Source organism: Tepidibacter mesophilus (assembly GCF_002724055.1).
GTDB lineage: Bacteria > Bacillota > Clostridia > Peptostreptococcales > Peptostreptococcaceae > Tepidibacter_A > Tepidibacter_A mesophilus.
Map to the genome: position 1 here is coordinate 1 of NZ_BDQY01000008.1, position 14,655 is coordinate 14,655.

Genomic DNA, 14,655 nt, shown 5'->3' on the forward strand with positions numbered 1-14,655 from the left:
AACCTCCTTTGTAATGGTTTTGGTCGGCAAACCTAATTCCATTTTACATTGGAGGTTCTATTTTTTTCTACTCATAGCTATAAGCTTTTTTGAACCACGGGTATAACCCGTGGTATTCCTTATACAACTAAAATATAGGGTTTCAATATTAAAACCCTATATTTATTCCTGTATTTAAATTTATTTCATCATTTATTATTCCAGTTCCCTTAACCTTAGTTGCTTCCTCTAACTTAGGTTGTGTAGATGGATTTTTAGGATAAGTAGTTCCATCATACTTCATAACAGCACAAAATGGATTAATTCCTCCGCCTGATACATACATTATCAAATCATTATATCCATTAGTCTTATTATCACTTACCACTACAGGTGTATTAACCAATGTAAATTGTGAAACAATCTCATATTCCCCATTAGATTCTTTGAATATAGCTGCACTACATCCTCCGCTTCCACATGTAGCTGATCCTACTACATATACAAATACTTCAGGTACCCCATCAGAATCAAAATCTATTCTGTTATAGTAGTACCTAGTATTATCTGATTCTTTTAGTTTATACAACTTTATGATAGCCTTTTCCAGCTTTTCATCTTTGATATTTTCAGAATATATATATTTTACTTGTGAAAAATCCGATCCACAAACCTTCTTAACTTCATCTTTTTTTTGCGATCCAAATATACCGATAGTTTGAAAAAACGGCGAAAAATTACTACCATTCCACTCAAGAGATGTTTGCACATACCCTATCCCATCTGCATTATATCTTCCAGCGATTCTCTGCTCAGCATATAAGCCATATACTCCATTTCTGTTAAAATCTATTGGATACAATCCTCCAAGAGGATTTACCCATCCGCTAATGCTCTCTTTCAATGTTCCATCTTCATTATATATCTCAGATAAATATTCTTCTCCCTTGTATTCAAGATTTATTATATATCTCTCTTTGTCACTCTCTTCTATAACTTCAGCCTCATAATAATCCATATAATTTACTTCATACTCATTATCTTTATTGAATTTTTCAAAATCAAATATCAGCTTGGGTTTGTTCTTTAGAAATGAATATATATAATAAAAAGCATATCCTCCACTTCCACCAGAATCTATAGCTACAAAGATGTTATTTACTCCGTCATTCGTAAAGTCTCCTAAAAATATAGTCGGATTATATCCGGCATTTTCTTGAAGTGGAATTATATATTGGCGCCCTGTTTTCCCATCTACTATTTTTATTCGTATATTATCTCTGAATGGGCTTCCATCTCCATAAGGTTTATCTCCTATTAGATATACATTATCAACCACTTCATCTCCATTCACATCTCCCTTTTCAAAATCTAGTATATAACTTTTATTGTTGTTTTTTCTCATAGGTTGTGGAAAAAACATAGGATGAAAATACATTATATCCCCCCTTAAATATTTCACTTTATTCATATAATATGCAAAATACTTAATTAGGTTTACATTACCAAGCCTTTTAAATAATAAATATAAACTATAAAAAATAGGTTGATGTCAATACAATTGACATCAACCTATTTTTTACACATCAGAAACTATATGATTTTGAATCTATAGATAGCATTGCCTGAAGAGCTACACTTGCAACTATTTTTAAGCAACGGAGCCCATTAGGGATCGTTGGCGATATGAGTCAGCGCGTAGCGACTAGACGAATTTTTTTATAAATCTTTTTTCATAAGTATAGTATATTTTAACTCCCTATAATTAGGAGCTTCTTTAAAGCCTCTTTTTTTATGAAATTCTATGGTTTTAGGATACTTCAAAGACTCTATATATATTTCCGTTTCTCCTATACTTCTAAGAAAATTTTCGCGCAAATCACATATTTTTTGAGCATATCCAGATCCTCTATAATCATGTCTTATATGTAAGGTCTTTGCAAAATATCGCCCATCTTGTTTAACCACCATACCGCATCCTATTATCTCGTTTTTTTCATTTGTTAAATATACTAAATAAGACTTATTTATTAATTCTTTCATCGATTGAGCAGTCTTATTTGTTCCTAATTTTTGTATTTCATCTTTTGAGTAAGTATCAGTGCTGTTTTCATATTTCATATTCGAGTTTACCAACTCAGCTATTTTAAAGCTCAATTCATCTTTATCATCTATCTCAGACAATGAATCTAAATTATTTATTTCATGTATTTTTATCATACGGCTCTCTCCTCGAATAAAATAAAGTTAGTTGTATATACCAAATCTTATTTTCAAATACTTAAAAATTTCTTTAGCTACATTTATATCACAGCATGATTCAATTCCTCTAAACCCAGGTGATGAATTAATTTCACATATTTGATAGTGATCACCATCAAACAATAAATCTACTCCCGCTATCTCAAGCCCCGTAACTTTACACGCTTCCGTAGCCAACCATTCTATTTCAGGAGTTAATTCATATTCTTTAACAGTTCCTCCATCAGAAAAATTAGATTTAAACCCTTCAGCTGGAGCTGTTCTCTCCATACATGCAATAGCACGCCCTCCTACTATTAATACCCTCAAATCTCTTCCATAGCTATCTTTTACAAATTCTTGAATTATTATATTTAATTTAGAATTAGTTATCTCTATTAATTGCATTAAATCCTTAAAAGAAGATTTTGTATTAGTTAAAAATACACCTTTCCCTTGAGTTCCTGATAATGTTTTTATAACAGCTGGAAATCCAATATTTTTTTCTATTAAATCAATATTTATTGGAAACTTAGCCAACATAGTTTTGGGAACAGGGAAATTTTTTTCAGCTAATATCTGTTGTGTATACAACTTGTCCTTTACTATCTCTATCGGATGAGATGAATTTATACATGGCACACCAAGTCTCTCTAAGTGTCTAATAACAGCTAAAGCAAAATATGTAGTACCAGCCCCCATCCTAGGTAGCACAAAATCTGGTAGTGTTGTTATCTCTCCATCTACCAATATACTTTTCCTATTTTGACTAGTTACAAACAAGTCTATTTGTTCTGGTCTTAAAACGGTAAGTTGAATTCCCTCAACTTCAGCCTCCTCAACAAATCTATTGACTTCATTTCTTTCTGAAACAATTTCTGTCTCATTTTCACTATAAATAATCCAGCCTTTCATCGATCTTCTCCTCTATACACTAATATAGCAAGCTCAATTTAAATAATCTTTGTTATTCATGCTTATTCTTTAAAATACTCGCTATACCTATTATATACAATAAATTAATTTTTATCTATATAATATTTATAACAGTATTATATTTTTCTATTAAAAAAATAGATATTACAGTTAATATTATTACTTAATATAGTAATTCTTAACCTTAATATCTATTTTTATTCTTATAAGCTACAGATTCAGTTGGATTAAGATACCCAACTAAATTGAGCTCGCTTTATATAATTTTATAAATGGTCTAATTATCTAAGCTTTTACTTTAGAATAGAACTCAACAACAAGATGATCACTTACCTCTATAGGTATACTCTTTCTATCAGGTAACTTTGTAAGCTTGCCGCTAAAATTGTTATTATCGATTTCTATATAATCTAATTGAGAGGTATTAAATTTATTAAAATTTTCTACAAACATCTCATTTTTTCTAGACTTTTCTTTAAGAGTTATAACATCCCCCGGAGTTACCTCATAAGAAGGTATGTCCACCCTTTCCCCATTAACTAGTATATGTCTGTGGGTTACCATCTGTCTTGCTTGTCTAATAGAAGATGCCATCCCAATCCTATACACTATATTATCAAGTCTACATTCTAGCATTTGAGCTAATGCCGTACCTGTTAATTCAGTAGATTTAACGGCTCTCTTAATATATCTTAAAAACTGCTTTTCTAAAACTCCATAATAAGCTTTTAATTTTTGCTTTTCGTTAAGTTGTAGTCCATAATCAGACATTTTCTTTTTTCTAATATTCTTATCTTGACGATTCATAGCTTTAGGATGGCCATATAAATTAACTCCGAATCTTCTGCATAGCTTAAATCGTGGTCTTCTATCTTTTGCCATAAACTTTCCCTCCATATATTTTAATTATCTTTGCAGCCGCGATAATATTTCGTTTATCTTTCACAAAAACAGCCTCTCTTAGTGGTGCAGACCAAGAGAGACTGTTAGCCCAAGAGTGCAAAACAATGGCATTAATATACAGATAATGTGTATGTATCAATAATGTGCAGTGTTATCGATATCAATATTCATTATCAATTAAATTATACCCTACTTGATTTTGATTGTAAATACTTTTTGTGAAAATTATTATCAATTAGAATTTTGCTACAAAAGAAGTTGAGGCTATTATTGATGAAATGTATAAGCAAATGTAAACTATAGAATTAAATATTCAAAAATCAAATATACTAGTACATGAAACAAGTAATTCTTTTGAAGATGTAGTTAAATCATTTAATAGAATTGACGATAGATTTAGATTTTAATCAACGAAATTTCATATAAAAAACTCGTCTAATAGCTACGCGCTGACTCATGTCGCCAAGCAAGTGTAGTTATTTCATCAATGTTCTCCACAGATTTAAAACGATATACTTCCTATAGAATAAAAAATAACGCTTATTAAATTTAATAAGCGTTATTTTTATATTATGATATTATCAATGCCATCTCTCTTAATATCTTACATGCAACCGCATTTGAAACTCCACTCGTATCGTACTGTGGTGCAAGTTCTACAATATCAGCTCCAACTATATTTAACGAACTCATAGTTTTTATAGCTTTCATCATTTCATTAAAAGTAATTCCTCCAGGCTCAGGAGTCCCAGTTCCTGAAAAAATAGATGGATCTAAAATATCTAAATCTATTGTTATATAAACAGGTTTATCTCCTATTTTTTCAACCGCTTCTTCAAGGCCTTCACAAGAAAATTTAGTCAAATTAGTATGTTTCTTTGCCCATTCAAACTCTGTTTTTTCTCCAGATCTTATGCCGAATTGATATATTTTATTATCACCCATGAAATCCCAACATCTTCTTATTACCGATGCATGAGATAATGGTTCTCCTAAATAATCATCTCTAAGATCTGTGTGTGCATCAAAGTGGATTAGGTACATATCATTATACTTTTCGTATACTGCTTTTATACTTCCCAATGATACTAAATGCTCTCCTCCTATCATTATAGGAGTTTTATCATCTTTTAATATTTTTGATGTGAAATTATATATCTCATCTAATACCTTTTGTGTGTTCCCAAATGGGAACTCTAAATCGCCTGCATCAAATGCTTTAACATCTTCTAAATCTTTATCTAAATAAGGACTGTATGTTTCAAGTCCATATGATTCGTTTCTCATTACATTACAAGCAAATCTAGTTCCAGGTCTAAATGAAGTAGTCCCATCAAATGGACTTCCAAATAAGACTAACTTAGATTCTTCATATTCATTATCGAAACCTAAAAAAGTAGATACATTCTTAAATAGATTCATCTTCCAGCATCTCCTTAACGTATGTTGGAAGAGCAAATGCTCCTATGTGAATATCTGTGTTATAGTATTTAGTCTTTATTCCAAGACTATTCCACTTTTCTTGATCTAAATCTTTTATAGGATCTAATTGTTTTGATGCAAATCCAAATAACCAATGGCCAGATGGATACGTAGGCATATGATATTGATATGCCTTTGCTATTGGAAATATCTTTTTAATCTTTTTATGAGCTCTACTCATTTCTCTTGCATTCTCTGAGTAGTATGGACTTTCATTTTGATTTATTAGTATACCTTTTTCCGTTAAGGCTTTATAGCAATTGGTATAAAATTCTGTTGTAAAAAGACCTTCTCCAGGTCCTATCGGGTCTGTAGAATCCACGATTATCAAATCATAAGTATTCTCTTTACCCTCTACAAACTTAATTCCATCTTCAAAGTACAGGTTGACTCTAGGGTCATCTAATTTACAAGCTGTTATAGGTAAATATTCTTTTGACGCTGTAACTACTAGTTCATCTATTTCAACCATATCTATTTTCTCTATACTTTTATATCTTGTAAGTTCTCTTACTGTTCCTCCATCACCAGCTCCTATTACAAGAACATTTTTAATGTCTAAATTAGTAGCCATGGCAACATGAGTTATCATATCATGATATATAAACTCATCTTTTTCTGTAACCATTACAAGCCCATCTATAGTAAGCAATCTTCCAAATTCGTGTGTATCAAAAACATCTACTTGCTGAAATTCACTCGCCTCTGAAAAAAGGTGTCTTTTTACTTTTATTGAAAATTTTACGTTATCTGTTTGTTCTTCCGTATACCATAATTGCATTTTTTGCCTCCTTTATTTATTTCGTATTTTTTACTCTGCGTCTGGCTTAAATTTAATCTCTTCAAATTTTTCTTTTGAATTATGTCTTATTCTATCTACAAGTCCTCTTGCAACTTCCGATGCTTCACTTTTTTCTGCTTTAAGATTCTTTTCAAGATAATCAAATGCTACCCAAGGATTTACAGAATCACCACAAGTAAACAAGTCAACAGAAGCATATCCATACTCTGGCCAAGTGTGTATTGTCAGGTGAGACTCTTGAATTATAACAGCTCCACTAACTCCCCATGGATTGAACATATGAAAACAGCTAGTAACTACAGTAGCATTTGCCTCTTTAGCTGCCTCAACCATATACTTCTCAACTAAAGCATGATTATTTAAAATTTCCTTATCACAATCATAAAATTCAACCAAAATGTGTCTTCCTAATTGTTCTATTTTCATATATATCTCTCCTTTTCATGTCAAGTTTAAAATCTTTAAAATATATAAATTCCGTTTACTATTTGTAAACTCAAAGTTTATTTTTGTTCTAAAGTTTATTATTTGTAAACTTAAAATTGATTTACATTACTGTTTACTATTTGTAAACTTAAAATTGATTTATAGTAAATACATTATCTACTATACTCTTTTTTTTGAGTTTGTCAATAATTTTTTAAAAACTTTTATAGTTTTGTAACTCAGAAAAATAATCCAATAAATATTGTGTAAATTAGTTATTTAATATTTTAGCTAATTTTTAATCATCATCCAAAATATAGAAATTTTATAACTTATTCATGCATAAAAAAAGAGCCTATATTTAAATATAGTCTCTTTTTTCTTATAATTATATTCCTAAAACTTTTATATTTTCAACATACGGATCCTCAGTATCAGTCATCATACTATGTTGATTTTTAATAAATTTTATATATTCTATAATTTCTCTACTTATTCTTTCGCCTGGTGTAATTATAGGTATTCCAGGCGGATATGCCATTATAGATTCACCACTTACTTCACCTTCTGAATCTTCGAGTTTTATTATTCTTTTTCTAGTATAAAAAGCATCTCTTGGTGATACTACAATTTGAGGATTATCTAATACAACTCTATCAAAATTAAGCTTATCTTTTCCATATTTATCCTTCATATCTTTAAGAGCATCTATAAGTTTTTTTATAGAATAATTATCATCTCCAACACTTATAATTGCTAATATATTATATACATCTCCAAGTTCAACTTGTATATTATATTCATCTCTCAATGTATCATACGCCTCAAATCCAGTCATTCCAATACCTTTTACACATACACCTAGCTTAGTTTCGTCAAAATTATGCACGCCATCTTGCCCTATTAATTCATTACCAAAAGCATATAGTCCTTCAATTTTATTTATTTCATTTCTAGCTTTTCTTGAAATTCCCAATACTCTTGTAAGCACTTCTTCTCCTTGAGTTGCAAGCATTTTTCTGGCTACGTCAAGGCTAGACATCAGCAAGTATGATGCACTAGTAGTTTGAGTAAGATTTAATATTGTTTTTACTCTATTTTTATCTATAAACCCTTCATTTAACAATAAAGCTGAACTTTGAGTTAAGGACCCTCCTGTTTTATGGATACTAACAGCAGACATATCTGCTCCTAGCTCCATAGCCCCCATCGGAAGCTCCTTATGAAATCTAAAATGAGCTCCATGAGCTTCATCAACTATAACTGCAATATCGTTTTCATGTGCTATTTCAATTATTCGTTTTAAATCTGATGTTGCACCGTAATAAGTTGGATTTATTATAAATACAGCTTTAACATCAGGGTTTTCTTCAATAGCTTCTTCAATACTTTCAACAGAAACTCCCATTGCTATTCCAAGTTCATCATTAGTCTGTGGCTGAACATATACAGGTATTCCTCCACTTAATATAAGTCCATTTATAGCAGATTTATGTGCATTTCTTGGAATTATAATTTTATCACCAGGATTACATACGCTCATTATCATAGCTTGAACTCCAGATGATGTCCCATTAACTAAGAAAAATGCATGATCTGCACAATATGCTTGAGCCATAAGTTCTTCTGATTCTTTGATAACACCCACAGGATTACTTATATTATCCAAACACTTCATAGAATTCACATCAACTTGCAAAACTGTTTCACCTAGATAATTTGCAAGTTCAGGCAATCCTCTTCCATGCTTATGCCCAGGCACATCAAAAGGAACTACTTCCTTTTTTTGGTACTCTTTTAAAGCATCAAATAATGGAGTTACATTTTGATTTCTTATCATTTTCAACCACCTTTTCTAGGAAAATTAGCATTAATGCTTATAATAACTGATATATTACTATTTAATATTCATTTTTGTCAATAAGATATTTTTTGAATCTATTTATATTCTTCTATTTATAATAGTGTCTCATTCTTATATTTTAAAGAAATTAATCTCATCCCTTTTATGAAATAAATCAATTGTTAAATTTCATAATTAGTTTTATTCAAATTTTAGTATCATTTATTAATAATATAAATAATCTTAAAATTTATGCCAATAATTAATATTATATTGTAAATATATCAAAATATATATTAAAAAAATCTAAACTTTCTTGTTAACATACAGTGCTTTCACTCACTGTATACTGATTCACTCTAAAATTCAAAAATAATAACCATAGGATTTTTTACCACAATATAATTATTTGTATAATCATTCTATGTCTGTAAATAAACAAAAAAATGCAATTTTAATAATTTAAAATTGCATTCTTGTTTATTTTATATTTTTTTATTTTTTGAAAATTATTCTATGACAAATTCTTGTTCATCCATATACCCAGGTGCTATTTCATACTTGTCAAATACAATTACTACTTTTCCATCCTTATTTATATAAAAATTAGGCACTTCTTTTATTCCATTAAATCCCATATCACCCTCAAAGAAAATGTTATTTTCATCTTTTTTTCTTTCTTCTATTTGAAAATATACGCTCTCATCTATTGTTTTTTTATAGTCTTTTCCTAGTATATTGTCTATGCTTATTATTTTATTATTTGTAATATCTATATTGTAATAATAAGTCTGCGCGTATGAACTGGCCAATGATTCGTACTGATATACAATAAAAGATATCGTATTATCATTAACTGATTTAAGCTCATAATCTACCTTAACTATTATCGGTCTATAGTCTTCTTCTGTTCCTCCAGTCGCTATATATGCCTCCTTATATTCCAATGCTCTTTCTTCTGCTTCTTTTACTCTTAACTTCATTTTTTCATATATTTCATCGTTTATTTTTTGCTCAAGTTTTTTATCTGATAACCCCTCAACCTTAGGTATTTTAATTTCGGCATCTATTAAATCACTATGAATTTCATAATCTTTAAATGTCAATAATTTAGCTATACTTCCTATAATAGGAACCTTGCTGATGCTTTGGGCAAAAGATTTATTAGTATTTAAAGTTGCTATAAATATTCCTGTAAACACAATAAATACAGAGGCTGCCATTACAAGCTTTCTTGTATAAAATGATTTATTTTTACTATTTTTTTCATGATTTTTTATAGTAGAATTAACTATATTCTCTAGTTCATCAGGTATTTGTATAGAATCATACTTTTGTTTTAAATCTCTAAGTTTATTATCCATATTTACACCCCTTCGTTCATAATTATTTTAAGCTTATCTAAAGCACTGTATAATCTAGATTTAACAGTGCTTATATTACAATCTATAGTTTTAGCTATGTCTTCTATTTTCATATCTTCAAAGTACCTTAATACTACTATTGTTTTTTGATTTTCATCCAGTTTATCTATCGCTTCATATAAATCTATATTGCTATCTAGGTCATCTTCTTTACATTCATATTTATCATTTAATTCATCTATAACTATTACTCTTTTAGTTTTTCTTATATGGTTTATACTAGTGTTTATTATTATTTTGTACAGCCAAGATTTCATATAATCTATATTTTTCAATGTATTGATTGAGGATAATGCCTTGTATATAGATTCCTGAACTATATCTAATGCCTCTTGCTGATTCTTTACATACGTATATGCAAATTTGTATAAACGCTCTTGGTTATCAGTTATATACTTTACAAGTTCATTGTAATTCTTGTTTTTGCGTCTTATCATAACCATATTCCTCTCTATATTTTTATTATTTATTCTCACTATAATACTTAGACGTTTTACCAACTTAAAAAGTTTAAATTTATATATATATTTAATTTTTCATTTTTTATAATTTATAATTTATAATAGCAAAAAAAATTATAGTACCCCATATATGGAGTACTATAATTCTATTTTAATATAAGTTCAACTGGACAGTGATCTGATCCCACAACTTCTGTATGTATATTAGCTGAAATCAACCTATTTTCTAGATCTTTAGATGCTAAGAAATAATCTATACGCCAACCGGCATTATTAGCTCTAGCATTGAATCTATAACTCCACCAAGAATATACCTCTGCTTTATCAGGATTAAAATATCTATAAGTATCTATAAAACCACACTCTAAAAGATTAGTCATCTTTTCTCTTTCTTCATCTGAAAAACCTGCATTTTTTCTATTCGACTTAGGATTTTTAAGATCTATTTCTTTGTGAGCTACATTTAAATCTCCACAAACTACAACAGGCTTGGATTTTTCTAGGTTTTTAAGATAATCCTTAAAAGCATCTTCCCACTTCATTCTATAATCAAGTCTTGCAAGCTTAGTTTGAGAATTTGGAGTATATACAGTTACAACATAATAGTCTTCAAGCTCTATAGTTATAACACGCCCTTCTTTATCATGTTCCTCTATTCCTATTCCGTATTCTATAGATATAGGCTTATATTTGGTAAATATAGCCGTTCCTGAGTATCCCTTTTTTTCAGCATAATTAAAGTATTGTTCATACCCTTCAAGCTCAAGATCTATTTGCCCTTCTTGTAGCTTTATTTCTTGTAGACAAAATATATCTGCATCTATTTCTTCAAAAAACTCCATAAAATTCTTTTTAACTATAGCTCTTAAGCCATTTACATTCCAAGATATAAGCTTCATAATAATCTCCTTTTCTAAAAATTGTTTTTAATTATATATAGATTATACCAAATATTATTGTATCCAAAACAAATCAAATTTTATAAATAAAAAATGAAGCACTATATCCATAAAGGATTAGTGCTTCATTTTTATTTATTTATAATAATTCTTATCGTCTCAATTGCAATTACTGATTCTAATACCATCAATGTATAAGCATATATGTTTAATTCCTTAATATAAGGAATATGGAATGCTAAAATTAAAACAATGCCATATACACTAAACATAATCATACTTATTTTTCTATTAGAACTTACTCTTTTCTTGCATATTATTAATAATACTATAAGCAAAATTAATAATATCATAGAATGCATCATCATTGCATCTTGAGTATATACTTTAGCTAGATACTCCATTTTTTTGAAATATAAATGTTTCATAACACCAGCTTTATATCCCGATAAATACTCTAAAACAAATAGTGCTATAAATAATATAAGCTCAATTCCATATAATATAATATTAAAAATCTTATTTTTCAAAAGTCTTTCCACCTACTTTTTAGGCTCTCCTGTTTCAATTGGATTGCTAGGATCATTACTCCATCCGATCCATCCATCACTAAATATAGATATATCGTCAAGTCCAACAACATCAGCATAAGTATATATCTCAGCAACTCTCCATCCACTACCACACATGAACGATAAGTGCTTAGTTGTATCTATACCTTGTTTTTTCCAAAGATCAAGGAATTCATTTGCATTTCTCATAGTCTTGTCTATATTTCTATAATAATCTAGAGAGATAGAATCTGTTTTCCCTGCATATCCAAATATTGATCCAGGTACTCTACCCATTTTATCATGGTATGAATATCCACTTATCTTACCTATATGCTCATCCCAAGTACGATTGTCCACTAATGTGAATTTATCAGGTGTCTTTAATCCTTTTCTAGTTTCTTCCATTGTATCTATAACATCTGGATTTCCAGGTATAACTCCACCAAAATCTTCAACTGGTATAGCTTTGTTACTTGTAGTTTCTAATTCATATCCTGCCATAGTCCAAGACATTGTTCCACCATTTAAAACTCTTACATCATTAACTCCTATATATCTAAGTACTGTAGCTACTCTATATGCAGCCATCTGTTCTTCTCCTGTAATTATTACAGTATCATCTTTTGTAAATCCATATTTAAGAGCAACTTTTTTAAGAGTTTCATCATCCGCTAACATCCACATTGGAGGAGGTTCAATTTCATCTGTATCTATATGGAATGAAGTAGGAATATGTCCCTTAGCATAAGAAGTTTTTCCTTCTCCCCAACTAGCTTCAACAATTTTTATATTTTTACTATTCTCAAACGATTCTGGTTTCTTTCCATCAATAATATCTTTTGTAATTGATGCTGGTACTATCAATTGATAATTTTTATATTTTTCCATTGGTAATTTTTCATCATCTGACCATTTATTAACATCATATAAATATAAATTATTGTATCCTTTTCCTTTTAAATAATCAGCCACTTCTTTAGAATCTTTTCCATTTGCATCGTATAAAACTATATTTTTATCTTTAGTTATTCCCTTTGTTTCAAGTGCTTCATTTAAAACCTCTTCTTTATTAACCTTTTCTTTATCAACTTCAACTTTTAACCAATTAGCAGAGAAATCTACAGCACCTTTAATTCTTCCACCTCTGCTAATACCATCTAATTTCCATCCATTAAAAGCATCATTTAAGCGTGTATCTACAACTACCCAAGAATCATCTTTAAGTGCATCTTCAACCTTTTTAGTATCAACAATATTATATTTACCTTCAGAATTATTATTTACCTCTTTTTTCTTATCCTCATTCGAACATCCAACAAGCCCTAATATAAGCATCATCAGGGATAGTATAATTATAAGTGCTTTTCTCATGATAGTTCCAACTCCTCTGACTGTTTTTTGCACTAGTATATCATTATATGTTAGTTAGTGTAAATCTTTATAGTTTTTTTTTATAATCAAAATTTTTGTATAATTTTTTTTAATGATAGATATAGACAATTTATCAAGTGAAACTTATCTTCAGCTGGAGTTTGTAACTCCATCTGAAGGTTAGTTGAACTTATCCAGAAGTTGTAGAGTTCTTATCTCCAACCTGAAGAGGGTGGAGTGTTAGAACTCTTAGCTTTCGGATAAAAGATTACTAAATATTAAATTAGTAAATACACACTCATTATTATTATCCCATATATTAGTATTGTAAAAATAAATTTAGCTTACTGGAGGTAGTACAATGTTATCTAATTATGAATATGTTAAACAATCTTTAGATATAAACTTATTTTTCTTACGTATATTAAAGGAGCATGCCATATTTATTGAAGCTTCCTTACCACCTAAAAATCATGATATTGCTGAACAAGCACGTATAATTACTAGAAATCTTGAATTTCTACTTAGTGAAACAGCAAATCTATCTTATGGTATTGTATCTCTAAACAATGATATGCTTACTCAGTATACTTATGAAGCTGAAAAAGCAACATCATTTTTAACCGGTATCCCTATTAATACAAATATTACTAAGGCTGAAATGTCTCTAGATAATAAATATAATTCCCATAATATAAACCCTAAAATAGTTAATTATGTCTGCAATCTAAATAATAGTGCTATTAAAGTAGCACAAGATATAATTAAACTTAAAACTTATATACTAGACAATGTGTTATCCTGTAGACTTTTTACCGCAAATTATCCATTACTCATTGAGCATATTCTTAGGGAAGCCAAATTTTACGTAAACATCCTTAGAAAATTACAAACTAGAACTAATCCTAACACGGTAGAAACCGCTCTTAAACAAGAAGCATTTTGGAATCAGATTATGGCTGAACACTCCAAGTTCATTCGCGGTCTTTTAGATCCTTCTGAGGAAGAACTATTTAATATATCTAATGATTTTGGCAATGAGTTTGATGAATTAACGAAAGACGCATTAAATGCTGTAAACAATATATCTAAACTTCCAACACTAACAAAAGAAACTAAAGAAGCTACTGAAAAATTAAGGGATTTTAAAGCACAAGGCACAAAGGGAATACTTGACTGTAAGATAAAATCAATTATACTTCCTCTATTAGGAGATCATGTTTTAAGAGAGGCGAATCACTATCTAATATTATTAGATTCATATACACAAAACTTTAAATAAATAACAAATTTATAAAAATTCGCTTTATGCTAACGCATAGCTCATGTCGCCA

General features: G+C 29.3%; 14 protein-coding genes. 1 reads left to right on the forward strand and 13 read right to left on the reverse strand.

Annotated features, from left to right (window positions below):
- Positions 1–148: 148 nt before the first annotated feature.
- The 13 genes from Tmeso_RS17065 to Tmeso_RS06905 form a co-directional block, all read right to left on the reverse strand.
- Positions 149–1,417, reverse strand: a complete 1,269-nt coding sequence (locus Tmeso_RS17065) for a hypothetical protein (protein ID WP_330400317.1) — start codon at positions 1,415–1,417, stop codon at positions 149–151.
- 281 nt (positions 1,418–1,698) lie between these two features.
- Positions 1,699–2,199, reverse strand: a complete 501-nt coding sequence (locus Tmeso_RS06850; RefSeq protein WP_099189558.1) for a GNAT family N-acetyltransferase — start codon at positions 2,197–2,199, stop codon at positions 1,699–1,701.
- A gap of 27 nt (positions 2,200–2,226) precedes the next feature.
- Positions 2,227–3,135, reverse strand: a complete 909-nt coding sequence (locus Tmeso_RS06855) for an ATP-grasp domain-containing protein (protein WP_099189560.1) — start codon at positions 3,133–3,135, stop codon at positions 2,227–2,229.
- A gap of 306 nt (positions 3,136–3,441) precedes the next feature.
- Positions 3,442–4,038: a 30S ribosomal protein S4 gene (rpsD, locus tag Tmeso_RS06860; protein ID WP_099189561.1), complete on the reverse strand. Its 597-nt coding sequence runs from the start codon at positions 4,036–4,038 to the stop codon at positions 3,442–3,444.
- 591 nt (positions 4,039–4,629) lie between these two features.
- Positions 4,630–5,481, reverse strand: a complete 852-nt coding sequence (gene speB / locus Tmeso_RS06865) for an agmatinase (RefSeq protein WP_099189563.1) — start codon at positions 5,479–5,481, stop codon at positions 4,630–4,632.
- Positions 5,468–6,322, reverse strand: coding sequence for a polyamine aminopropyltransferase (speE, locus tag Tmeso_RS06870; RefSeq protein WP_099189565.1), 855 nt, complete (start codon positions 6,320–6,322; stop codon positions 5,468–5,470). The genes speB and speE overlap by 14 nt, the downstream gene beginning before the upstream one ends.
- A gap of 30 nt (positions 6,323–6,352) precedes the next feature.
- Complete coding sequence (gene speD, locus Tmeso_RS06875; protein WP_099189567.1) at positions 6,353–6,769, reverse strand: adenosylmethionine decarboxylase; 417 nt, start codon at positions 6,767–6,769, stop codon at positions 6,353–6,355.
- Positions 6,770–7,157: 388 nt separating this feature from the next.
- Positions 7,158–8,609: an aminotransferase class I/II-fold pyridoxal phosphate-dependent enzyme gene (locus Tmeso_RS06880; RefSeq protein WP_099189569.1), complete on the reverse strand. Its 1,452-nt coding sequence runs from the start codon at positions 8,607–8,609 to the stop codon at positions 7,158–7,160.
- A 512-nt stretch (positions 8,610–9,121) separates the two neighbouring features.
- Positions 9,122–9,976 carry a DUF3298 and DUF4163 domain-containing protein gene (locus Tmeso_RS06885; RefSeq protein WP_099189570.1) on the reverse strand — a complete coding sequence of 285 codons (855 nt, stop codon included), beginning with the start codon at positions 9,974–9,976 and terminating at the stop codon, positions 9,122–9,124.
- A gap of 2 nt (positions 9,977–9,978) precedes the next feature.
- Complete coding sequence (locus tag Tmeso_RS06890) at positions 9,979–10,473, reverse strand: sigma-70 family RNA polymerase sigma factor (RefSeq protein WP_242967889.1); 495 nt, start codon at positions 10,471–10,473, stop codon at positions 9,979–9,981.
- Between the two features lie 170 nt (positions 10,474–10,643).
- Positions 10,644–11,396: an exodeoxyribonuclease III gene (locus tag Tmeso_RS06895; protein ID WP_099189573.1), complete on the reverse strand. Its 753-nt coding sequence runs from the start codon at positions 11,394–11,396 to the stop codon at positions 10,644–10,646.
- Positions 11,397–11,527: 131 nt separating this feature from the next.
- Positions 11,528–11,926, reverse strand: a complete 399-nt coding sequence (locus Tmeso_RS06900; protein WP_145993136.1) for a hypothetical protein — start codon at positions 11,924–11,926, stop codon at positions 11,528–11,530.
- 12 nt (positions 11,927–11,938) lie between these two features.
- Positions 11,939–13,321 (reverse strand): sulfurtransferase, encoded by a 1,383-nt coding sequence (locus tag Tmeso_RS06905; protein WP_099189577.1) that lies wholly within the window; start codon positions 13,319–13,321, stop codon positions 11,939–11,941.
- 361 nt (positions 13,322–13,682) lie between these two features.
- On the opposite strand from Tmeso_RS06905, the gene Tmeso_RS06910 reads away from it, so the two are divergent.
- Positions 13,683–14,603, forward strand: a complete 921-nt coding sequence (locus Tmeso_RS06910; RefSeq protein WP_099189579.1) for a DUF2935 domain-containing protein — start codon at positions 13,683–13,685, stop codon at positions 14,601–14,603.
- Positions 14,604–14,655: the final 52 nt, after the last annotated feature.